21 protein-coding genes are annotated in these 21,113 nt (G+C 72.3%); 8 read left to right on the forward strand and 13 right to left on the reverse strand.

What is annotated here, in order from left to right; genetic code table 11:
* Positions 1–40: 40 nt before the first annotated feature.
* Positions 41–3,025, reverse strand: coding sequence for an SCO1167/SCO6262 family helicase (locus ACQB60_RS01200; protein ID WP_496923900.1), 2,985 nt, complete (start codon positions 3,023–3,025; stop codon positions 41–43).
* 213 nt (positions 3,026–3,238) lie between these two features.
* Between ACQB60_RS01200 and ACQB60_RS01205 the strand changes: the two genes are divergently transcribed.
* The 5 genes from ACQB60_RS01205 (at position 3,239) to ACQB60_RS01225 (ending at position 7,485) form a co-directional block, all read left to right on the forward strand.
* Complete coding sequence (locus ACQB60_RS01205; RefSeq protein ID WP_496923901.1) at positions 3,239–4,204, forward strand: metallophosphoesterase family protein; 966 nt, start codon at positions 3,239–3,241, stop codon at positions 4,202–4,204.
* A 12-nt stretch (positions 4,205–4,216) separates the two neighbouring features.
* A complete protein-coding gene (locus ACQB60_RS01210; protein ID WP_496923902.1) occupies positions 4,217–5,557 on the forward strand; it encodes an MFS transporter in 1,341 nt (446 codons plus the stop codon).
* Entirely contained in the window at positions 5,554–6,537 is a 984-nt protein-coding gene (locus tag ACQB60_RS01215; RefSeq protein ID WP_496923903.1) for a TolB family protein, read from the forward strand. Before ACQB60_RS01210 ends, ACQB60_RS01215 begins: the two co-directional genes overlap by 4 nt.
* A gap of 70 nt (positions 6,538–6,607) precedes the next feature.
* Positions 6,608–7,048, forward strand: coding sequence for a RidA family protein (locus ACQB60_RS01220; protein WP_496923904.1), 441 nt, complete (start codon positions 6,608–6,610; stop codon positions 7,046–7,048).
* The gene (locus tag ACQB60_RS01225; protein ID WP_496923905.1) at positions 7,045–7,485 is read left to right on the forward strand and encodes a GNAT family N-acetyltransferase; all 441 of its coding nucleotides are present in this window, start codon (positions 7,045–7,047) and stop codon (positions 7,483–7,485) included. Before ACQB60_RS01220 ends, ACQB60_RS01225 begins: the two co-directional genes overlap by 4 nt.
* Positions 7,486–7,531: 46 nt before the next feature.
* Here the strand turns inward: ACQB60_RS01225 and ACQB60_RS01230 are convergent, their stop codons facing one another.
* The 4 genes from ACQB60_RS01230 to ACQB60_RS01245 form a co-directional block, all read right to left on the reverse strand.
* Positions 7,532–8,551 carry a glycoside hydrolase family 6 protein gene (locus ACQB60_RS01230; RefSeq protein ID WP_496923906.1) on the reverse strand — a complete coding sequence of 340 codons (1,020 nt, stop codon included), beginning with the start codon at positions 8,549–8,551 and terminating at the stop codon, positions 7,532–7,534.
* Positions 8,552–8,754: 203 nt separating this feature from the next.
* On the reverse strand, positions 8,755–9,705 hold the full coding sequence (gene pip, locus ACQB60_RS01235; RefSeq protein WP_496923907.1) for a prolyl aminopeptidase: 951 nt from the start codon (positions 9,703–9,705) through the stop codon (positions 8,755–8,757).
* Positions 9,706–9,748: 43 nt separating this feature from the next.
* On the reverse strand, positions 9,749–11,284 hold the full coding sequence (locus ACQB60_RS01240) for a YfcC family protein (RefSeq protein WP_496923908.1): 1,536 nt from the start codon (positions 11,282–11,284) through the stop codon (positions 9,749–9,751).
* Positions 11,281–12,642 carry a M20/M25/M40 family metallo-hydrolase gene (locus tag ACQB60_RS01245; RefSeq protein ID WP_496923909.1) on the reverse strand — a complete coding sequence of 454 codons (1,362 nt, stop codon included), beginning with the start codon at positions 12,640–12,642 and terminating at the stop codon, positions 11,281–11,283. Before ACQB60_RS01245 ends, ACQB60_RS01240 begins: the two co-directional genes overlap by 4 nt.
* Positions 12,643–12,785: 143 nt before the next feature.
* On the opposite strand from ACQB60_RS01245, the gene ACQB60_RS01250 reads away from it, so the two are divergent.
* The gene (locus ACQB60_RS01250; protein WP_496923910.1) at positions 12,786–13,250 is read left to right on the forward strand and encodes an RNA-binding S4 domain-containing protein; all 465 of its coding nucleotides are present in this window, start codon (positions 12,786–12,788) and stop codon (positions 13,248–13,250) included.
* Here the strand turns inward: ACQB60_RS01250 and ACQB60_RS01255 are convergent, their stop codons facing one another.
* The 3 genes from ACQB60_RS01255 to ACQB60_RS01265 form a co-directional block, all read right to left on the reverse strand.
* Positions 13,251–13,682 (reverse strand): DoxX family protein, encoded by a 432-nt coding sequence (locus ACQB60_RS01255; protein ID WP_496923911.1) that lies wholly within the window; start codon positions 13,680–13,682, stop codon positions 13,251–13,253. It lies immediately after the preceding gene.
* 98 nt (positions 13,683–13,780) lie between these two features.
* Positions 13,781–14,488, reverse strand: coding sequence for a class I SAM-dependent methyltransferase (locus ACQB60_RS01260; protein ID WP_496923912.1), 708 nt, complete (start codon positions 14,486–14,488; stop codon positions 13,781–13,783).
* A 59-nt stretch (positions 14,489–14,547) separates the two neighbouring features.
* Entirely contained in the window at positions 14,548–15,546 is a 999-nt protein-coding gene (locus tag ACQB60_RS01265) for an acyltransferase domain-containing protein (protein WP_496923913.1), read from the reverse strand.
* A 41-nt stretch (positions 15,547–15,587) separates the two neighbouring features.
* On the opposite strand from ACQB60_RS01265, the gene ACQB60_RS01270 reads away from it, so the two are divergent.
* Entirely contained in the window at positions 15,588–15,857 is a 270-nt protein-coding gene (locus tag ACQB60_RS01270; protein WP_496923914.1) for a DUF6343 family protein, read from the forward strand.
* On the opposite strand, the gene ACQB60_RS01275 is transcribed toward ACQB60_RS01270, so the two are convergent.
* From ACQB60_RS01275 to ACQB60_RS01290, 4 genes are all read right to left on the reverse strand, one after another.
* Positions 15,858–16,220: a tetratricopeptide repeat protein gene (locus ACQB60_RS01275; protein WP_496923915.1), complete on the reverse strand. Its 363-nt coding sequence runs from the start codon at positions 16,218–16,220 to the stop codon at positions 15,858–15,860.
* Between the two features lie 78 nt (positions 16,221–16,298).
* Positions 16,299–16,682 (reverse strand): DUF3592 domain-containing protein, encoded by a 384-nt coding sequence (locus ACQB60_RS01280; protein WP_496923916.1) that lies wholly within the window; start codon positions 16,680–16,682, stop codon positions 16,299–16,301.
* A gap of 33 nt (positions 16,683–16,715) precedes the next feature.
* Entirely contained in the window at positions 16,716–17,318 is a 603-nt protein-coding gene (gene coaE / locus ACQB60_RS01285) for a dephospho-CoA kinase (RefSeq protein ID WP_496923917.1), read from the reverse strand.
* A gap of 23 nt (positions 17,319–17,341) precedes the next feature.
* On the reverse strand, positions 17,342–18,280 hold the full coding sequence (locus ACQB60_RS01290) for a PAC2 family protein (RefSeq protein ID WP_496923918.1): 939 nt from the start codon (positions 18,278–18,280) through the stop codon (positions 17,342–17,344).
* Positions 18,281–18,494: 214 nt separating this feature from the next.
* Here ACQB60_RS01290 and ACQB60_RS01295 point away from each other — a divergent pair, with 214 nt between their 5' ends.
* Positions 18,495–19,484: a right-handed parallel beta-helix repeat-containing protein gene (locus ACQB60_RS01295; RefSeq protein WP_496923919.1), complete on the forward strand. Its 990-nt coding sequence runs from the start codon at positions 18,495–18,497 to the stop codon at positions 19,482–19,484.
* An 86-nt stretch (positions 19,485–19,570) separates the two neighbouring features.
* Here ACQB60_RS01295 and rpsA read toward each other — a convergent pair whose 3' ends face one another.
* Complete coding sequence (gene rpsA, locus ACQB60_RS01300; protein ID WP_384843495.1) at positions 19,571–21,079, reverse strand: 30S ribosomal protein S1; 1,509 nt, start codon at positions 21,077–21,079, stop codon at positions 19,571–19,573.
* Positions 21,080–21,113 lie beyond the last annotated feature (34 nt).

Here is a 21,113-nt window from a genome sequence, read left to right on the forward strand (position 1 = left end):
GAGCGCGCGCCGGAACCGGGGCCGAAGCCGCCGCTGCCCCTCATCTCGCCCTCCGCAGTGACACCAGGTCCGCCAGCTCCGCGTCCGACAGCTCGGTCAGGGCCGCTTCGGCGCCGTCGCCCAGGATCGCGTCCGCCAGCGCCTGCTTGGCCGCGAGGAGTTCGGCGATGCGGTCCTCGACGGTGCCCTCGGTGATGAGGCGGTGGACCTGGACGGGCTGGGTCTGGCCGATGCGGTAGGCGCGGTCGGTGGCCTGTTCCTCCACCGCCGGGTTCCACCAGCGGTCGTAGTGGATGACGTGGCCCGCCCGGGTGAGGTTCAGGCCCGTGCCGGCCGCCTTGAGGGAGAGCAGGAACACCGGACTCTCGCCCGACTGGAAGCGGTCGACCATCTCCTGCCGTCGCGCCACCGGCGTGCCGCCGTGCAGGAGTTGGTGGGTGATCCCGCGCGCGGACAGGTGCGCTTCGAGGAGGCGGGCCATCTCCACGTACTGCGTGAAGATCAGGGTGGAGCCGCCTTCGGAGAGGATCGTGTCGAGGAGCTCGTCCAGGAGCTCCAGCTTTCCCGAGCGCGGGGCGCCCGCGCGCGTGGTGAGCGTGCCGTCCTTCAGGTACTGCGCCGGGTGGTTGCAGATCTGCTTCAGCGCCATCAGGAGCTTCATGACCAGGCCGCGGCGCGCCATGCCGTCCGACGCCTCGATGCGCGCGAGCGTCTCGCGCACCACCGCCTCGTAGAGCGACGCCTGTTCGCGGGTGAGCGGCGCGGGGTGGTCGGTCTCGGTCTTCGGCGGGAGCTCGGGGGCGATGCCGGGGTCGGACTTCTTGCGGCGCAGGAGGAAGGGGCGGACGAGGCGGGCCAGGCGCTCCGTCGCCGCGTCGGCCTCGTCCGAGGGCACCGTGCCGCCGCCCTCCACCAGGCGCGCGTGCCGGGACCGGAACGCCTTGAGGGGGCCGAGCAGTCCGGGCGTCGTCCAGTCCAGGAGGGCCCACAGCTCGGAGAGGTTGTTCTCCACGGGCGTGCCGGTGAGGGCCACGCGCGCGGGCGACGGAATCGTGCGGAGCGCCTTCGCGGTGGCTGCGTGCGGGTTCTTGACGTGCTGCGCCTCGTCCGCGACCACCAACCCCCAGCCACGCCCGGCGAGTTCGGCTGCGCTCGTGCGCATCGTGCCGTACGTCGTGAGCACGAAGCCGCCGGTCACCGGCTCCAGGCTGCGGTCGGCGCCGTGGTAGCGGTGGACCGGGACGCCGGGCGCGAACCGCTCGATCTCCCGCTGCCAGTTGCCGAGCAGCGACGCCGGGCAGACCACGAGGGTCGGCTCGGGCCGTGCGCGGCGCAGGTGCAGGGCGATCAGCGTGACCGTCTTGCCGAGGCCCATGTCGTCGGCGAGACAGCCGCCGAGACCGAGGGACGTCATGCGGTCCAGCCAGTCCAGGCCCCGGAGTTGGTAGTCCCGCAGGGTGGCGGCGAGGCCCGGCGGGGGCTGGGTCGCGCCCGGCTCGGCGGTGACGCGGTCACGGAGGCGGGCCAGGGCGCCCACGGGCACGACCCGCACCCGCTCGCCGTCCACGTCGGCGGCGCCGGTGAGTGCGACGGACAGGGCGTCGACCGGGTCCAGGAGCCCGAGGTCGCGCTTGCGCGCCTTGCGGACGAGGTCGGGGTCGACGAGGACCCACTGGTCGCGGAGCCGGACGACGGGGCGGTGCGCCTCCGCGAGGAGGTCCAGCTCCGCCTCGGTCAGCGGCTCGGCGTCCGCTCCGATCGCCACCTCCCAGCGGAACCGGAGCAGTTCCTCCGTCTTGAAGAAGTCGAAGTTGTCCGCCGAGGTGCCGGGCGCCGCCCGCACCACGGCGGTCGCGGTGAGCCCGCGCGTGAGGTCGCGCGGCCAGTGGACGGTGACCCCGGCGGCGGCGAGCCGGCTCGCGGCGGCGCCCAGAATCTCGTACAACTCCTGCTCGTCCAGCGGCAGTACGTCGGGCCGGGGCCGCTCCAGGATCCGGCCGAGCGGCGGCCAGACGCGGGCGGCGCGGCGCACGGCGAGCAGCGTGTCGACGCGGGCCCGGGGCCCGAAGTGGTCGGCGCCCGCCCAGAGCGCGGCGGCGTCCACGACCAGCGTCGGGTCGGCGAGGCTGTGCACCTGGAGCACGGCGGCGGCGACGCTTCGCCCCTCGGCACCGCTCCGCCGCTCCCCCGTGCCGTCCCCCTCCCCGCCGTCCCTCTCCCCGCCACCCCTCTCCCCATCGCCCCTCTCTCCGCCGTCCCCCTCCACGTCGAACACCTCCGACGCCTTCAGGTCGAGCCGCAGCGAGATCCGCACGCCCGCGTCCGCGCCCGCCGCGACCTCCGCCGCCCAGTCCCGCGCGCCGGGCAGCCGCTGGGGCGCCCGGGCCGCGAAGGGGACGCCCGCCCCGGTGCGGGAGGTGAGGGCGCCCGCGGCGTGTTCGGCGGCCGGGGTGCGGGGCAGGCAGTCGGCCACCGCGTCGACGAACGCCCGGACCAGCGCGGTCGGTTCGGGCAGGAGCAACGGCTTGCTGCCGGGCAGCGGCACCGCGTGCGACGCGGAGGGCAGGGCCGCGGCGATGGCGCGCAGGTGCGCGGCGTCCGCCGCGTCCAGCGGTCCGGCCCGCCACGCGTCCATGTCCCCGGCGGTGAGCCCGGGCAGGAGCTTGCCGCGCGCGGCGAGGTGCAGGGCGTGCCGGGCGGCCGCGGCCCAGCAGGCGGTGCCGGGGTGCGGGCGGGTGGCGCCGAGGAGCAGCGGCAGGGCGTCGGCGACGGGCAGGAACAGGGCGGGCACGGTGCGCCTGCGCACGCCCTTGCCGTGCGGCCGCACGACGGTGAGCTCCCCCTCGTACGCACCCTCGTACGCACCCTCGGCACCTTCGGACCCGCCCGCCGAAGGCACCTCATCGAGCTGCTCACCGAGCAGCTCACCAAGCGCCTCGCCATCCGGCCGCCAGAACGCCAGCCGCCCCTCCCGCGGCACCTCGGCCGGAAGGAAGACGGCAGCGCACGAACGCAACAACCGCACACCCCTCACCTCCCTGACCGGCACAAGCAACCCTCGGGCAACCCTAGGTCAGCACACTGACAACGCCGCCCCTCACCAGCTCTCCGGCGCCCCCGTCACCCTCCAGTAGGAAACTTTCCTAACAATTCTCGGCTCTTCTCATTGACGCGCACATGTCGCATCGACAAGATGCCTCCCGAGAACGGCACCCCCACGCCGACCCCAGGAGACGACATGTCCCCCACGCGTCACCGCTCCAAGAACCCCGTGAAGAACCCCCGCATCGGCATCCCCGTAGCCGCGGGCGCCGCCCTCGCCCTCGTCGGCGGCGCCCTCCTCTGGTCCCCGGCGGAGAAGGCCGACGCGGCGCCCACGAAGGGCGCGCAGGCGCAGCGGGCCGCCGGTTTCACCGCCGTCGCCGCCGGTGACATCGCCGAGCAGTGCACCGCCGACGACAGCGGCTGCAAGCACCCCAAGACCGCGGCCCTCGTCAAGAAGATCAACCCGTCCTTCGTGATGACCATGGGCGACAACCAGTACGACGACGCCCGACTGCAGGACTTCGAGGACTACTACGACACCACCTGGGGCGCCTTCAAGGACAAGACGCACCCCATCCCGGGCAACCACGAGACGTACGACCCGGACGGCGAACTCAAGGGCTACAAGTCCTACTTCGGAGACATCGCCTATCCCCAGGGCAAGCCCTACTACAGCTACGACCAGGGCAACTGGCACTTCATCGCCCTGAACTCCAACAGCTTCGACGACTCCGCGCAGATCGACTGGCTCAAGAAGGACCTCGCCGCCAACTCCGGCAAGTGCGTGGCCGCCTACTGGCACCACCCGCTCTTCTCCTCCGGAGAGCACGGCAACGACCCGGTCAGCCGCCCCGTCTGGAAGCTCCTCTACGACAACAAGGCCGAGCTCGTCCTCAACGGCCACGACCACCACTACGAGCGCTTCGCCCCGCAGAACCCGGACGGCAAGGCCGACAAGAACGGCCTCGTGGAGCTCCTCGGCGGCATGGGCGGCGCCAACCCGTACAAGATCGAAGAGGTGCAGCCCAACAGCGAGAAGCGGCTCACGAAGACCTTCGGAGTGGTGAAGCTCAACTTCACGGACACCGGGTTCTCCTGGGAGCTGATCGGCACCGACGGGAAGACGAAGGACACCAGCCCGTCGTACGCCTGCCACTGATCGGACCGGGACATGTACCTGTCCACCACCGACGCCGTCGCCCAGGCCACACAGGCGAAGCGGGCCAAGGACGCCAAGGAGGCGCAGCAGGCGGAGGCCGGGCGGAAGGGGCGGGTCCGCGTCGCCGGGCCCGTTCTCGCCCTCGGCGCCGTCAGCCTCGTCACCGACATCTCCTCGGAGATGGTCTCGGCGGTCCTGCCGCTGTACTTCGTCGTCGGGCTCGGCCTCTCCCCCTTGCAGTTCGGCTTCCTCGACGGGCTCTACAACGGCGCCACCGCGGTCGTGCGGCTCCTCGGCGGGTACGCCGCCGACCGCGGCGGGCGGCACAAGCTCGTCGCGGGCTCCGGCTATCTGCTCTCCGCCCTGTCCCGGCTCGGGCTGCTCCTCGCGGGCGGCGCGACGGCCGGGATCGGCGCGGCGATCGCGGCGGACCGGATCGGCAAGGGCGTGCGCACCGCGCCACGCGACGCGCTGATCTCGCTGAGCAGCCCGCCCGACGGGCTCGGCCGCGCCTTCGGCGTGCACCGGGCGATGGACACGACGGGCGCGCTGCTCGGCCCGCTCGCCGCGTTCGCGCTCCTGTGGGCCACCGCCGACGCGTACGACGCCGTCTTCGTCGTCAGCTTCTGCGTGGGCCTGCTGGGCGTGCTGATGCTCGTCGCCTTCGTGCCGGGACGCGACCAGCTGTCCGCTCCGAGCATGCCAACGGCACGCCGGGGCAGGGTACTTGAGCTGCTGCGCGTGGCCGCGTTCCGGCGGGTCTTCGCGGCCGCCGCGCTGCTCGGCGCCGCCACCATCGGGGACGCCTTCCTGTATCTGCTGCTGCAGCGGCGCCTGGACTTCGCGGAGAGCTGGTTCCCGCTGCTGCCCCTCGGCACGGCCGCGGTCTATCTGCTGCTCGCCGTCCCTGTGGGGCGCCTCGCCGACCGGACGGGCCGGCGCCTGCCGTTCCTGGCCGGGCACGCGGCGCTGCTCGGCGGGTACGCGCTGCTGCTCACCCCCGCGGGCGGTCAACTGCTGCTCATCGGCGTGCTGTTGCTGCTCGGGGTCTTCTACGCGGCCACCGACGGCGTCCTGATGGCCCTGGCCGCGCCCGTCCTGCCCGAGGGGCGGCGGGCGGGCGGCATGGCCGTCCTGCAGACCGGCCAGGCCCTCAGCCGCCTGCTCGCCGCGGCCGGGTTCGGCGCGGCGTGGACGCTGTGGGGCGTGAGCGCGGCCATGGCCTGCGCGGCCCTCGCGCTCGCCGTCGCCCTCACCGGGGCGACGCTCCTGCTGCCCCGCACGGGACCGACGGCACCGACGGGGCCCCCGGGATCGACGGAATCGACGGAATCGAAAGAAGGGCAGGCATGACCCTCCGCTCCCGGATCATCGCCGTCGCCGCGGCCGCCGCCGTCCTCCTGGGCGTCGCCGTCGCCTACACGGTGCGCGCCGCCCAGCGCGCCGAACCGGCCACCACCGCATCGGAGTTCGCCCTCGACGACGGCCATCTCTACTTCCGCAGTACGGGCGCAGGCACGGGCCGCGTCGCCCGTCTGCCCCTCTCGGAGCGCGGCGCGCGCCGCACCACCGACGGCCCGTCCTGCGACCGCTTCTACGCCGCCGCCCGCACCGCCCTGTGCCTCCAGCGCCGCCCCGGCATCCCGCCCCGCTCGTACGCGGTCGTACTGGACTCGCGGCTGCGCGAGAAGCGGCGCATCGCGCTCACCGGCATCCCCAACCGGGCCCGGGTCTCGGCGTCGGGGCGGATGCTGTCGTGGACGATGTTCGCGACCGGGGACTCGTACGCGGGCTCGTCCTTCTCCACGCGTACGTCGATCCTGGACACCCGTACCGGCTACCTCATCAAGAACATGGAGGAGATCCCCCTCACCCTCGGCGGGCGCCGCTACCACGCCCCGGACGTCAACTACTGGGGCGTGACGTTCGCCAAGGACGACAACCGCTTCTACGCGACCGTCTCCACGAAGGGGAAGACCCACCTCGTCCAGGGCGACATGAAGAAGTGGGCCGCGCACGACCTGCGCACGAACGTGGAGTGCCCGTCCCTCTCCCCCGACAACACCCGTATCGCCTTCAAGAAGCGCGTGCGGAAAGGGACTTCGGACCCCTGGCGGCTCTACGTCCTCGACCTGCGCACCCTGCGCGAGCACCCCGTCGCCGAGCGGCAGAGCGTCGACGACCAGGCCGCCTGGCTCGACGACGACACCCTCGCGTACGCCCTGCCGGGGCGCTCCGGCCGCAAGAGCGACATCTGGACGGTGCCGGCGGACGGTTCGGGCGCACCCGAACTGCGGGTGCCGGACGGGAGTTCACCGGCGGCGGTGCGCTGAGGAGGAAGCCGAGAAGGCCGCCGCGGAAATTGAGGTGCGGCGGCGGGCCCGGCACGCCCAGGATGGGGTCATGTCCGTCTCTGCCTCCCCGGCTCCGCGCACCGTCGTCCCGTCCCTCTTCCCGCCTCCCGGATACGCCCACGCCGCCGTCGTCGAGGCGGGCACCCGGCTCGCGTTCATGGCCGGGTCCGTCCCGCTCGACGCGGACGGGAAGCTGATCGGCGAGGGCGACCCGGTGGCCCAGACCCACCAGGTGATCGCCAACCTGGACGAGGCGCTGCGCGCGATCGGCAGCGACCTCTCCCAGGTGGTGGCCTCCACGGTGTACGTGGTGGGGGACGAACCGGGCGCGCTCAGCGAGGTCTGGGAGGTCGTCCGCGCCTCCGGGCTGCTCACCGAGGTACCGCACACCTCGACGCTCCTGGGCGTGACCGTCCTCGGCTACACCGGTCAGCTCGTCGAGATCACGGCGACCGCCGTCGTACCGGAGGCGGAGGCGGAGGCGCGGTGACGACGCTGCGTGCGGCCACGGCCGCGGACGCCCCCGCCGTCGCCGACGTCTATCTGGCGTCCTTCGACGCCGCCCTGCCGACCGTGCGCCGCGCCCACACCGACGACGAGGTGCGCGCCTACATCCGTGACGTCGTGGTGCCGCGGGGCAGCACCTGGGTCGCGGAGGAGGCGGGCGCGGTCGTCGGTCTGATGGTGCTCGACGGCCCCTTGCTCAACCAGCTCTACCTGGCGCCGAGTTGGCGCGGCCACGGCATCGGGGACCGCTTCGTGGCGCTCGCCAAGGAGCTCAGCCCGGCCGGGCTCGACCTGTGGACCTTCCAGGTCAACGAGCCCGCCCACCGCTTCTACGAGCGCCATGGCTTCGTCGCGGACCGGTGGACGGACGGGGACAACGAGGAGGGCGAGCCGGACGTGCACTACGCCTGGCAGCCCTGAGCCGGCCGGTGGGCCGGGACAAGGGTTGAGCGGGGGCCCGGCCCGCTCAGCCCCGGGCCCGGCTCGCGAGCCCCAGCGCGTACTGCGGCCACCAGCGCCCGGCGGGCGGCCCGCCCCGGCAGGTCCCGTCGGACTCGCCGGGCCGCTTGACCCACAGGTAGGCGTCGGCGGCCCGGTCGCCGGTCCTGGTGGTGGGCGGGGCGCCGAGGGCGCGGCCCGGCGGGTTGCACCAGGACTGGGGGCCCGCGTAGGGGCCGTTGCCGTTGCGGCTGGTGTCGATCACATAGTGCTTGCCGCCGCCCAGCGCCTTGGCGAGGCGCCGCGCGTACGCCGAAGTGGCCCGGGTCGTCTGGTAGTTGGAGACGTTCAGGGCGAAGCCGTCGGCCTGCGCGATGCCCGCGGCGCGCAGCGGGCCGACCAGGCGCCGCTCGTCGGGGATCCAGCTGGCGTTGCCCGCGTCGAGGTAGACCCTGGTGTGCGGGTGCCGCTTGATGCGCCGTACCGCGTAGGCGAGCAGCCCGAAACGCTCGCGCGGGTCCGCCAGGGTGCACCCGGCCTCGGTCTGCGCGACAGCGTCCGGCTCCACGACGACGTACGCGCCCCGGGTGCCGAGCCCGGCGGCGAACCCGTCGATCCACTGGCGGTAGGCGGCGGCGCTGTGGGCGCCGCCCGCCGAGTAGTCGCCGCAGTCGCGGTGCGGGATGAAGTAGGTGACGAGGACGGCGGTGCGGTGCGCCCTGGCGGCGGCGTCGACGTAGCGGCGGACGACGGCGCCCGGCCGGTTCTTGTGCAGCCACTCGGCCTGCGGGCGGCGCGCGATGCGCTCGACCAGACGGGCGTCGGCGCCCCGCTTCTGGGCGCGCCAGACGGCGGCCTGGTGGGAGGCGGCGGTGTGCGGGTTCACCCAGAACGCGACGGGGGCGGGGGCGCCTCCGGCTTCGGCGCCGGGGCCGGGGGCGGGGGCGGGGGCGGGCGCGCAGGCGGTGACGAGGGCGAGGGCGGTGACCGCGAGGCGGAGGAGGCGGGGACGGGCGAGGAGGTGGGGGCGGGCGAGGAGGTGGGGCACCTGTGACTCCCGGGGACTCGGAGCGTTTCCCGGAGTGTCACCAGTGGGCCGCGCGATGCCGGGCCACGACGGCCCGGGGGCACCCCAAGATCACCCCGACGGCGGGAATCCAGCCCGTCCGGCGATTGAGGACGAGCCCGAAGGGCGATCAAGGCCCGCCCCGGGAGAGGGCACCCCGACAAGAAGGGGACCAAGGGCCGGCTTCAGCCGCGATAGCGGTCCGTCGCCCTGACCAGCTCCTCCGCGATCCCCACCGCGCCCGCGTCGTGCCCCACCTCGGACACCAGCACCAGCTCGCTCCCCGGCCACGCCCCCGCGAGCCGCCACGGAATGCCCACCAGGTTCCCGAAGTCCAGGGCTCCCTGCACCAGCGTGCCGGGGATGCCCGCGAGGGAGCCCGCGTCGCGCAGGATCACCTCGTCGCCGCCGAGCCAGTGGTCGTGGGCCCAGTAGTGGGTGACGATGCGGACGAACGCCTCGCGGTAGGCGGGGTCCTCGAAGCGGGGCACGGAGCGCGGCGGGGCCGAGGCCATCGCCGTCTCCCAGTCCGTCCAGGCCCGCGCGGCCACGGCCCGTACCGCCGCGTCCGGCGACTCCATGAGCGCGTTGTACGCCGCCGCCAGGTCACCGTCCCGCTCCTCCTTGGGCACCGCGCCCTGGAAGTCCGCCCACGCCTCGGGGAAGATCCGGCCGAGCCCCCGCGTCATGAGGTCGACCTCCGCCCTGCTGCCGGTGGCGAGGCCGGTGAGGACGAGTTCGCTGACGCGCTCGGGGAACGTCTGCGCGTACCGCAGGCCGAGGACGGACCCCCACGAGGCGCCCCACACCAGCCACCGCTCGATGCCCAAGTGCCGCCGCAGCAGCTCCAGATCGGCCAGCAGGTGCCGGGTCGTGTTGAGGCTCATGTCGGTCGCGGGGTCGCTCGCGGGCGGCGTGGAGCGGCCGCAGCCGCGCTGGTCGAGGAGGACGATGCGGTACGCGTCCGGGTCGAAGTAGCGGCGGAAGCCCGGCGTGCAGCCGGAGCCGGGCCCGCCGTGCAGGACGACGGCGGGCCTGCCCACCGGGTTGCCGCAGACCTCCCAGTACACGCGGTTGCCGTCGCCGACGTCGAGCATGCCGTGGTCGAAGGGTTCGATGTCCGGATAGAGGCCCATCGACGCACCGTAGCCCGCGCACCCCGGGCCCCGCGCCCTCACATCAGGTCATGGCCGCGCCGAGGCCCACGAACACGCAGATCAGCACGAGCAGGATCGCGAGCAGCGGCCAGACGAACCGCAGGTACTTGTTGTAGCCGACCTTCGCCAGGGCGACGCCACCGATGGTGACCGCGGTGGTCGGCACCCACAGGTTCATCCAGCCGCTCGCCGCCGCCCACGCGGTGACGACGACCGCGCGCGAGACGTCGGCGAAGTCCGCGAGGGGCGCGAGGATCGGCATGGCGAGGGTGGCGTGGCCGGAGGTGGAGGGGATCAGGAAGGCCAGCGGCAGGTTCACCAGGAAGACGATGATCGCGAAAAGGCCCGACGAGGTGCCCTTCACGACGCCCTCGATGGCATCGAGGACCGTGTCCGTGATCTTCGAGTTGTTCATGATGACCGTGACGCCGCGCGCCAGCAGGATGACGAGCGCCGGGGACACGAAGTCGGCGGCGCCCTGGATGATCGTCGAGCTGAGCTTCTGCTCGCCGAGCCGCGCCACCACGCCCACCAGGACGGCCGCGCACAGGAAGAGCGCCGCCAACTGCGGGAAGGACCAGTCCAGTTCGAAACCGTAGGGCTTGGCGTCGGCGTTGCCGGTGAGCGCGCTGGACCAGGGCACCACCGAGAAGATCATGAAGGCGAAGACGAGCCCCATGACGACGAGCACCGACTTGTGGGTGCTGGTCAGCTGCGGCGCCTCGCCGGTCTCGGCGGCTGCCTGCTCCCGGTCGCCGGGCAGGAAGCCGGAGAGGGAGCGCTCCGGATCCTTCTGTACGCGCTTCGCGTACCGGATGACGTACGCGACCGTGACCCCCGTCAGCACGGCCCACATGACGAAGCGCAGCGCGATGCCGTCACCGAGGGAGATCCCGGCGGCCGAGGAGGCGACGCCGGTCGCGAAGGGGTTGACCGTGGAGCAGAGCACCCCGACGCCCGCGCCGAGGATGATCGCGCCCACGGCGGTCATCCGGTCGTAGCCGAGCGCCAGCATCAGCGGCACGATCAGGCCGTAGAAGCCGAGGGTCTCCTCCGCGAAGCCCTCCACCGTGCCGAGGACGGAGAAGACCACCATGATGCCCGCGATGAGCAGCGCGCCGCGCTCGCGCAGCCGGTGCGCGAGGCGTTCGATGCCCCGGTCGAGCGCGCCGGTCGCGAAGACGACGGTGATGAACGACCCGATGGCGAGCACGAACAGGAAGACGCCCGCACTGCCGTACAGGGAGCCGGAGTTGTCCGGTGCGACCAGGGAGGTCTTCTCGTCCTGGATGCCGTAGAGGCCGTTGACCGGGGCGAGGAAGAGGTCGTTGAGGCGGTCGACGAACGACTGGTCGTTGCTGACCCGGTGGTAGGTGCCCTCGACGGGGGCGCCGGAGTCGCCCCGGTCGTACTGCCCGGAGGGGATGAGGAAGGCGAGCAGCCAGACCGCGACGGTGACGATGGCCAGCACGGTCAGGGCGCTGGGAAAGGTGAACTTCCGCTTGCCCGAGGGCTCTTGGGTGCCGTCCGGCCCGGTGGACGTCTCGGAGGTGCTCACGCGCGGCCTCCCGCCTCGAACCCGGCGGCGTACTCCCGTACGAAGGCGCACATCGCGACGACCGTGTTGCGCAGCTCCGAGAAGAGGACGCGCTCGTTCGGGGCGTGCAGGTTGCACAGGCTGTCCTGGGCGCCGAAGAGCAGCACCTCGGCGCCGGGCGCGGCCTTCGCGAGCCCGTTGACCAGCGGGATGGAGCCGCCGGTCGCCACGTACGAGGCGTCCTTGCCCCAGGCTTCCTTGAGGGCGGCGAGCGCGGCGCGGTAGGCGGGGCCGCCGGTGACCGCCTCGTAGCCGGGTCCGGTGTCGCCGGGCGTGACGGTGAGCGGGACCCCGAAGGGCTTGAGGGAGCTCAGGTGCTCGACGAGCCGGCGCTGCGCCTCCTTGGGGTCCTGCCGGGGGTGGAAGCGCAGGTTCAGCTTGGCCCGCGCAGCGGGCACCACAGCCGACGCGGCGCCCTCGACGCTGGGCGCGTCCAGGCCGATGACGGTGATCGCGGGCCCGCTCCACAGCCGCTCCCCGAGGCTGCCGCTGCCCATGAGCGGCACCCCGTCGCGCACCCCGGCCAGCGAGCGGAACTCGTCCTCGGTGTAGGTGGTGCCGGTCCAGTCCTCGCGCCGCAGCCCCTCCACGGCGACGTCGCCGTGCACGTCGTGGAGGGTGGCGAGGGCCTTCAGGAGGGCGAGCAGGGCGTCGGGGGCGGCGCCGCCGAACTCGCCGCTGTGGCGCGGCTCTTCGAGGGTGCGGGCCTCGACGATCACCTCACAGGCGCCGCGCAGGCCGGTGGTGAGGGTGGGGGTGCCGGGGCGGAGGTTGCCGAGGTCGGCGATGACCATGGCGTCGCAGGCGAACCGGTCGGCGTCGGTGGGCGGGTAGTCGTCGAAGGGGCTGCCGTACTCCTCCTGCCCCTCGAAGACGATCTTGATGCCGACGGGCGGGCGGCCCTGGAAGGCCCGCAGCATGCCGAGGTGCGCGATGACGTTGGACTTGTCGTCCGCGATGCCCCGTGCCCGCAGCCCGCCCTCGATCGCGGTCGGCTCGAAGGGCGGCGACTGCCAGAGGGCCTCGTCGCCGGGCGGCTGGACGTCGTAGTGCGAGTAGAGCAGGACGGTCGGGGCGTCCGGGCTCGGCGGCGGGATCTCGCCGAAGATCACGGGCGCGGTGTCGGGCAGGTCGATCCGGTCGACGCGCTCCACACCGACGTCGCGAAGGAGGCCGACGAGCAGGTCGTGGGCCTCGTGCACGGGCTCGGGCGGGAAGCCGGGGAAGGCGATGGAGGGGATCGCGGCGAGGCGTTCCAGGTCGGCACGCAACCCGTCCATCAGTCCGTCGACGGTGACTTCGAGCTCTTCGGGCTTCATGGGCAGCACCCCTGCGTTCGAGTTCGGGCGGTGGCATGTCATTTGCCTTTTGCGGTGATTAGCCCGAATTATCGAGTGCGAGGGAAGGGGGATCCGGATGGCTCGCCGGGGCCGGTGTCCGCCCGGCTGAGTAAGGTCGGGGCATGGCTTCGGAGACTGCGAGTGGCACGGGCGGCGGGAGCGGCGGTGCGGGCACCGAGGGCGGCAGCGTGCGCGTGGACAGCTGGATCTGGTCCGTACGCCTCGTCAAGACGCGCTCGATGGGTGCCGCCGCGTGCAAGGGCGGCCATGTGCGGGTCAACGGGGAGCGGGTGAAGCCCGCGTACGGCGTGCATGTGGGCGACGAGGTGCGGCTGCGGCAGGCGGGCGGCCGGGAGCGGGTCGTCGTGGTGAAGCGCGTGATCCGCAAGCGCGTCGGGGCACCGGTGGCCGTGGAGTGCTATGTCGACAACAGCCCGCCGCCCCCGCCGCGTGAGGCGGTGGCCCCGGCCGGGGTGCGGGACCGGGGCGCGGGCCGCCCGACGAAGCGGGACCGGCGGGAGATGGAGCGGCTGCGGGGCGCGGGGCCGGGCCCCGAGCCGAACACCTGGCCGGGCTCCGGCCGGTGATCACCGGCGGGCCGTGACGAGCCGCGCGAGCGCGCCGTTCTGGTCCCGGCGCGCCCAGGCGATCCAGGCGAGCGGCACGATCAGGATCAGCGGCGTCGCGGCGTTCTCCCCGCCCATGGCCGTGACCTGGACGACGAACGCCCCGCACATCAGGCCGATGAAGGCCGTCGCGGCAAGGGAGTTGAGCGGCCGCACCAGCAGGGCGACCGCCCCCGCGAGCTCGAGCGCGCCGATCGCGTACATCCCCGGCGCGCCCCAGCCCAGCTTGTCGAAGGCTTCGACGGCCGATTCGTGGGCGATCAGTTTGGGCACGGCGCTCGCGATCCCGTAGAACGCGGCGAGCAGCACCTGAACGGTGAGCAGGACGCGGCGGGCACGCGGCCCGGAGGCCACGGACGGGGCGGGCGGGGCGGTGGATACGGTCTCGGACACGGCGGTCTCCTCCTGGAAGGGCTGGCCCGCGCTCTCCGCGCGGTCACAGAGGTAGACCGCGCGACCGCCCGGAACTCATCGCCCCCGGCCGCCCGTGGTCACGCGGCGACGGCCCGCACCCAGATCCCGTCCTCCGTGAGGTACTTGTCGACCTTCAGGCCCGACTCGGCCAGGGCCGCCTCGAACTGCTCCTTCGTGAGCGGCCTGGCCAGGAACGTCTGGGTCCAGACGGCGTCCGGGAAGATGTACTCCGCGCGGACCGAGTTCACCCCGTCCCCGACCGGGTCCGCGGAGACGATGCGCACCGTGTACCCGCCGCGGTCGACGCGCTCGCGCGGCAGGTTCGTGTGGTAGTCCGCGCCCTCGCGCTGGATCAACACCACGCCGCCGTCGGCCACATGGCGTCGGCACGCGTCGAGCAGGCCGCGCCGCACCTCGACCTCGGCCGTGTGCACGAGGAACGACCCGAGCATCACGACGTCGAAGGTCTCGCCGAGGTCGAGCGACTCGATCGGGGAGCAGACCGTGCGCTCCACCTGCACTCCGTCGAGCGCCTCGACCTTCTCCAGCATCTCCGCGGACTCGTCCACCGCCGTCACGCGGAAGCCGCGCTCCAGGAGCGGGCGCGTCACGCGGCCCGCACCACTGCCCAGTTCGAGGATGTGCGCCCCGGCGGGCACCGCGGCCTCGATCACTTCTGGTTCGTCGCCCACGGTCAGGCGCTCGTAGAGATCCACCGCGCAGCCGTCCGGAGTGATCGCCCCGGGGCCCGTACCCTCATGTCCCGTACGCATCTCAGTGCTCATGCCCCGCCAACGAGGCGCGCCACGAGCCCAGTTCCCGCCCCCGGCCCCGCTCCCGCCCGCTACAGCGGGAACCAGCCATGCCCGCCGTACCAGTGGCCGCCCGCCCGCAGATGGTCCCCGACCGCGCGTTCCAGCCGGGTACGGCGCGGCAGTTCCGCGACGGGCAGCTCGGGATCGCCGAAGACGAAGGCCACCGGGCCCTGGTCATCGGGCTCCGTCTCCCGTCGCGCTGTCCGAAAACGACCCTGGAAGCGGATGATGTTGGACTCCGGCGGCAACTGGTCGCGCAGCTGCGGGTCGAGCAGCCAGGAGTGGCACACGGCCACCGGATAGCGGCGCTGCGGATAGTGCCGGGCGAAGAACTCCCGCGCGCGGGCCAGTGATTGGTCGCACGCCTCAGGGGACAACGGCCCCAGGTAGTCGGGTATGTGCAGGTTCAGACAGGGGTCGCCCTCCGCCGCCACCCCGGCCGCCGCCACCACCGCGCCGGTGCGCGCGCCGAGCACGGCGTGCTGGAACTGCAGCCGCCCCAGCTGGTACAGCAGCCCGCGCAGATGCAGCACCAGCCACGACGGCACCAGCACCCCGACGGACCCGTACCGCCTGCGGTGCAGCGCCAGGTTCCGCCCGACGTCCGCGAACGTGCTGCGCGCGACCTCGTCCGGAACCCCGATGCCCCGGTGGTACGCGCGCGTGTACGGCAACGCCGCCACCAGGACGTACGCGTAGAAGCACCGCCCGAACGCGCCGAGTTCCGCCGGGAGTTGCGGCAGGAACCGCGGCGGCACCGCCTCCTCGCCCATCCCACGCACCACCGCGCCCACACACCGCCGCAGCAGCAGCCACGCCCCCGGGTCGTCCGCGAACCGGCGGCGCAGCGCGAGGAGTTCGGCGATGTCCCCGTGCGGCACGGCGAGCTCCAGGAGCACGTCGGCCAGGTCGGCGCCGTCCGGCAGCGCCACGTCCTGCGGCAGGTCCGGATCGTCCGGCAGCCCCCGCAGCCACGCGGCGAGCGTCTCGTCCGCCGCCAGCACGTCCAGCACGCCCTGCTCCGCCATGCCCCACCCGTCCTATCCTGAGAGGGAGGAAGTGAACTCTCATGTCACCTCACGCACGCACAGGCAGTGAACCGACGACCGCACGCAGTCCGCTGCGCATGCGCTTCTGGTTCAGCGTATGGGGCCTGCTCTGGGCGGCCGGAGGCACCGTGCTCTTCGCCCTGGCGGGCCGCCCCGGCTGGGCGGCCGCCTTCGGGGCGCTACTCCTTGTCGTCACCGCCGACCTCGCAGCGATCGTCCACCACCTCCACGAAGGCCCGCACTACCAGCCGGGCCGGGACGTCCCGCCGTACGAGCCCCCGAGAAGCTAGCTACTCCTCGAAGCGGGCCGCCGCCAGATACTCCGGCTGCGGGTCGAGCGCGGCCGCGAGCCGGAAGTGGCGGCGGGCCTGCTCGGGCTTCGAGGCGCGCTCGTAGGTGCGGGCCAGGGCGAAGTGCGCGAACGCGTTGTCCGGCTCGCGCTCCAGGACGATGGTGAACTCCAGCTCGGCGGCGCGCAGTTGGGCGGAGGCGAAGAAGGCGCGGGCGCGCAGCAGCCGCGCCGCGGTGTTCTCCGGGTACGCCGCGATGACCGTGTCGAGCAGCTTCACGGCGCCGCGGGGATCACGGGCGGCCAGCAGCTGCTCCGCCGCGCGGTAGTCGATGACGTGCGTCTCCGGGGTGATGTCGGGCACGCCGGTACTCCTTCCCTCACTGCGCTCTCGTCACGCTCAACGCACTCCGTACGCCGGTGTATTCCGTGCCGCTCCGGCTCAGCCGGCCACGGCGGCGAGCACGGCGCCCAGGACGACGAGCGCGGCGCCCGCGACCACGAAGGCCCGGTCGGCTCCCCTGCGCTCCCGGCCGAGCAGCACGGTCTCGGTCGGGTCCTCGTCGTCGTACGCGAGCCGGACGTGATCGCCCGCCTGGAGGGGCCGCTTCCGGGTCGGCGGCACCGGGGAGATGACCTCCACGACCCGGCCGTCCTTCGTCTCGAACTGCAGCAGCGGCCGGTCCGCCCCCGGCTGCACCTCCTTGACCAGCGCGTCCGCGACGACGCCCGACTCCGTGATGGCCCGGATGCGCCGCAGCCCGTAGGTCCCCGCGAGCAGCGCGACGAGCCCGCCCAGGGCGGTGATCAGTGCCAGTACGCCCACGACTCCCCCGCCTCCCCGCTCCCCCGCCCCGTCCTACGCGGCCTGCGCCCGCCGTACGAGCTCCGCCCACACGGCGTCGACGCGCTCGCCGAGCCCCTCCAGAGGGCCGTCGTTGTCGATGACGACGTCGGCGATCTCCAGGCGCTTCTCGCGGGTGGCCTGGGCTGCCATCCGCGCGCGGGCGTCCTCCTCGGTCATCCCGCGCAGCCGCACGAGGCGGTCCAGCTGGGTCTCGGGGCGGGCGTCGACGACGACCACGAGGTCGTAGAGCGGCGCCAGGCCGTTCTCCGCGAGCAGCGGCACGTCGTGCACGACGACGGCGTCGGAGGCCGCGGCCCGCTCGAGCTCCGCCGAGCGGGCCCCGACCAGGGGGTGCACGATCGCATTCAGGGCGGCGAGCTTCTCCGCGTCGGCGAAGACGAGCGACCCCAGCCTGGGGCGGTCCAGGGAGCCGTCCGCGGCGAGCACGTCCGGGCCGAAAGCCTCAACGACGGCGGCGAGCCCGGGAGTTCCGGGCTCCACCACCTCACGGGCGATCCTGTCCGCGTCGATCAGGACCGCGCCACGCTCCACCAGGAGCCGCGACACCTCGCTCTTGCCCGCACCGATTCCGCCGGTCAAACCCACTTTCAGCATGAGCGGCAGCTTAGGCCCTGCTGTTACGCGTCGCCCTCGCGTTCCGCGAGGAACCTCTCGAATTCCTGGCCGATCTCGTCCGCCGACGGGATGTCCAGGGGCTCCGCGAGCATGTTGCCGCGCTCCTGGGCGCCCGACGCCGCGTCGTACTGGTGCTCAAGTCCCTGTACGAGCGCGACCAGTTCCTCGTCGCCCTCCTGGATCTGCCGGTCGATCTCCGTCTGCGTGCGGTGCGCCTCGGTGCGCAGCGAGTGCGCGGCGGTGGGCAGCACCAGGCCGGTGGCGGCCGTGATGGCCTCCAGGACGGTCAGTGCGGCGTCCGGGTAGGCCGAGCGCGCGATGTAGTGCGGGACGTGCGCGGCGACGCCGAGGACGTCGTGGCCCGCCTCCAGGAGGCGGTACTCGACGAGGGACGCCGCGCTGCCGGGCACCTGCGCCTCGTCGAAGGGGCTGCGGTGTCCCGGCACCAGGTCGGTGCGGTTGCCGTGCGGGGTGAGGCCCACGGGCCGGGTGTGCGGGACGCCCATCGGGATGCCGTGGAAGTTCACCGAGAGCCGCACGCCGAGGCGCTCCACGATCTGCTGGACGGCCGCGGCGAAGCGCTCCCACTCGATGTCCGGCTCGGGTCCGGACAGCAGCAGGAAGGGTGCGCCCGTGGCGTCCTGAAGCAGCCGCACGTCGAGCGTGGGCACCTCATAGTCCGTCCAGCGGTCCCGCTTGAAGGTGAGCAGCGGGCGACGGGCGCGGTAGTCGACGAGACGGTCGTGATCGAAGCGGGCCACGACCTGGCCCGGGAGGCTGTCCGTCAGTCTCTCGACGATCTGGTCGCCGGTCTCACCGGCGTCGATGTACCCGTCGAAGTGGTAGAGCATGACAAGTCCGGCCGACTCCTGGGCGAGTGCCATGTCGACGACGGCGAGACCCTTCGGCTCCCATGCGTACAAACCCTGCGGATCATGCACTGTGACCGCTCCTCCTCGTGTTCGTAGAGAAGAACGCGGGGCGGGGCGCGCCCATTCCCCGACGCGCCCCCTTCACAGCGTCCGCTTACCTGACCCCCACCCCGTCTTGACGCGACCATGCCGCACCTCTACGTTCATGTTCCCGCCCGCAGTTCATGTCACTGAACCTTCGCTCGGGCAGAACCGAGCGAACCGACGGGAAGGCCACCCCCACATGCGCACGCGACGCATTCGAAACACCCTGCTCACGGCCGTGTTCACGGCGGCAGCCGGCTCCGGGACCCTCACGGCGGCGGCCATGGCGACCCCCGCCCCGGGGTCAGCCGGCACGGCAGGCACCATCGAGGTATCCACCTCCGCGGAGCTCAAGTCGGCTCTGGCGAGCGCCACTTCGGGCGACACGATCCACCTCGCGGACGGCACCTACTCCGGCAACTTCAAGGCCACGAAGGCCGCGAGCCAGGGCTCCCGCATCACCCTGACCGGCTCCGCCGAGGCGGTCCTCACGGCGGGCGGCGGCTACGGCCTGCACCTCGACGGCGCCTCGTACTGGACGGTCAAGGGCATCACCGTCACGGGCGGCCAGAAGGGCATCATGATCGACTCGGCGCGGGGCGTCGTCGTGGACACCGTCACGGTCCACGGCCTCGACATGGAGGGCGTCCACTTCCGTAAGTCGAGCAGCGACGGCGTCATCAAGAACTCCCGCATCTACGACACCGGGAACGACAACCGGGGCATGGGAGAAGGCGTCTACGTGGGCTCCGCGAACACGCTCTCCGACAAGAGCGACAACGTCCAGATACTCGACAACACGATCGGCCCGGACGTGGGCGGCGAGTCCGTCGACCTCAAGGAGGGCACGACCGGCGGCAAGGTCTCCGGCAACACCTTCGACGGCAGGGGCCTCACCGGCAACAACTACGACGACTCCTGGGTCGACGTGAAGGGCAACGACTACGTCATCGAGAACAACACCGGCAAGAACACCACGAACAACGGCTACGAGACCCACACCCAGCAGTCCGGCTGGGGCTGCGGCACGGTCTTCCGCGCCAACAAGTCCGACCTGACGGGCGCGTCGGGCGACAAGCAACTGGCGATCAACGTGACGAACAGCAGCGGCAGTTGCACGACGAAGGTCTACGCGAGCAACACGGTGACGGGCGGCAAGGGCCTGACGAACATCGAGGTCACCCCGTAACGCACCCTTGTGCCCAACGCACCGTGGGCCCCACCTCCGAAGAGGTGGGGCCCCACAGCGTCGTTCAGCTACTGCTGGCTAGAGCTTCAGCTCTGGCCGCCCGCGAGCTTCTCGCGAAGCGCGGCAAGCGCCTCGTCCGAGGCCAGCGCGCCCGAGTTGTCGTCCGACTCCGCGGAGGAGTACGAACCGCCACCCTGACCGCCCGCGGCCGGAGCCGCACCGGCGGCGTCGCCGCCCTCGGCCGCCGCCTGGGCGTCGGCCTCGCGGGACTTGATGACCTGGGCCTGGTGCTGCTCGAAGCGCTGCTGCGCCTCGGCGTACTGGGTCTCCCAAGCCTCGCGCTGGGTCTCGAAGCCCTCGAGCCAGTCGTTGGTCTCGGGGTCGAAGCCCTCGGGGTAGATGTAGTTGCCCTGGTCGTCGTAGGACGCGGCCATGCCGTACAGGGTCGGGTCGAACTCGACGGCCGACGGGTCGGCGCCGAAGGACTCGTTGGCCTGCTTCAGGGACAGCGAGATCCGGCGACGCTCGAGGTCGATGTCGATGACCTTGACGAAGATCTCGTCGTTGACCTGGACGACCTGCTCCGGGATCTCCACGTGGCGCTCGGCCAGCTCGGAGATGTGGACCAGACCCTCAATGCCCTCGTCGACGCGGACGAACGCACCGAACGGAACGAGCTTCGTGACCTTACCCGGGACGACCTGACCGATCTGGTGGGTCCGGGCGAACTGCTGCCACGGGTCTTCCTGCGTGGCCTTCAGCGACAGGGAGACGCGCTCGCGGTCCATGTCGACGTCGAGGACCTCGACGGTGACTTCCTGGCCGACCTCGACAACCTCGGACGGGTGGTCGATGTGCTTCCAGGACAGCTCGGAGACGTGGACGAGACCGTCGACGCCACCCAGGTCCACGAAGGCACCGAAGTTGACGATCGAGGAGACGACGCCGGAGCGGACCTGACCCTTCTGCAGGGTCGTGAGGAACGTCTGGCGGACCTCGGACTGGGTCTGCTCGAGCCAGGCACGGCGGGACAGGACCACGTTGTTGCGGTTCTTGTCCAGCTCGATGATCTTGGCCTCGAGCTCCTTGCCCACGTAAGGCTGGAGGTCGCGGACGCGGCGCATCTCGACAAGGGAGGCCGGCAGGAAGCCACGGAGGCCGATGTCGAGGATGAGACCACCCTTGACGACCTCGATGACGGTACCGGTGACGATGCCGTCCTCTTCCTTGATCTTCTCGATCGTGCCCCAGGCACGCTCGTACTGAGCGCGCTTCTTGGACAGGATGAGGCGGCCTTCCTTGTCCTCCTTCTGGAGAACCAGGGCCTCGATCTCGTCACCGACGGCGACGACCTCGTTCGGGTCGACGTCGTGCTTGATGGAGAGTTCGCGGCTGGGGATGACGCCTTCGGTCTTGTAACCGATGTCGAGCAGGACCTCGTCCCGGTCGACCTTCACGATGACGCCGTCGACGATGTCGCCGTCGTTGAAGTACTTGATCGTCTCGTCGATCGCGGCGAGGAAGGCTTCCTCGTTACCGATGTCGTTGACCGCTACCTGCGGAGTGGTGGCGGTGGTCTCGGTGCTGCTCGTCATGTGGGAAAGGGCTCCGGTACGGACATTGAAGTCG

The sequence above is a fragment of the Streptomyces odontotermitis genome (assembly GCF_050510915.1).
Taxonomy (GTDB): domain Bacteria; phylum Actinomycetota; class Actinomycetes; order Streptomycetales; family Streptomycetaceae; genus Streptomyces.

Excerpts from the sequence above, each read along its gene's own strand:
- rpsA (WP_384843495.1), bottom strand. The coding sequence starts at position 21,079 with ATGACGAGCAGCACCGAGACCACCGCCACCACTCCGCAGGTAGCGGTC.
- pip (WP_496923907.1), bottom strand. The coding sequence starts at position 9,705 with ATGGGCCTCTATCCGGACATCGAACCCTTCGACCACGGCATGCTCGAC.
- ACQB60_RS01250 (WP_496923910.1), top strand. The coding sequence starts at position 12,786 with ATGGCTTCGGAGACTGCGAGTGGCACGGGCGGCGGGAGCGGCGGTGCG.
- coaE (WP_496923917.1), bottom strand. The coding sequence starts at position 17,318 with ATGCTGAAAGTGGGTTTGACCGGCGGAATCGGTGCGGGCAAGAGCGAG.
- ACQB60_RS01245 (WP_496923909.1), bottom strand. The coding sequence starts at position 12,642 with ATGAAGCCCGAAGAGCTCGAAGTCACCGTCGACGGACTGATGGACGGG.
- ACQB60_RS01295 (WP_496923919.1), top strand. The coding sequence starts at position 18,495 with ATGCGCACGCGACGCATTCGAAACACCCTGCTCACGGCCGTGTTCACG.
- ACQB60_RS01265 (WP_496923913.1), bottom strand. The coding sequence starts at position 15,546 with ATGGCGGAGCAGGGCGTGCTGGACGTGCTGGCGGCGGACGAGACGCTC.
- ACQB60_RS01220 (WP_496923904.1), top strand. The coding sequence starts at position 6,608 with ATGTCCGTCTCTGCCTCCCCGGCTCCGCGCACCGTCGTCCCGTCCCTC.
- ACQB60_RS01260 (WP_496923912.1), bottom strand. The coding sequence starts at position 14,488 with ATGAGCACTGAGATGCGTACGGGACATGAGGGTACGGGCCCCGGGGCG.
- ACQB60_RS01205 (WP_496923901.1), top strand. The coding sequence starts at position 3,239 with ATGTCCCCCACGCGTCACCGCTCCAAGAACCCCGTGAAGAACCCCCGC.
- ACQB60_RS01270 (WP_496923914.1), top strand. The coding sequence starts at position 15,588 with ATGTCACCTCACGCACGCACAGGCAGTGAACCGACGACCGCACGCAGT.
- ACQB60_RS01215 (WP_496923903.1), top strand. The coding sequence starts at position 5,554 with ATGACCCTCCGCTCCCGGATCATCGCCGTCGCCGCGGCCGCCGCCGTC.
- ACQB60_RS01210 (WP_496923902.1), top strand. The coding sequence starts at position 4,217 with ATGTACCTGTCCACCACCGACGCCGTCGCCCAGGCCACACAGGCGAAG.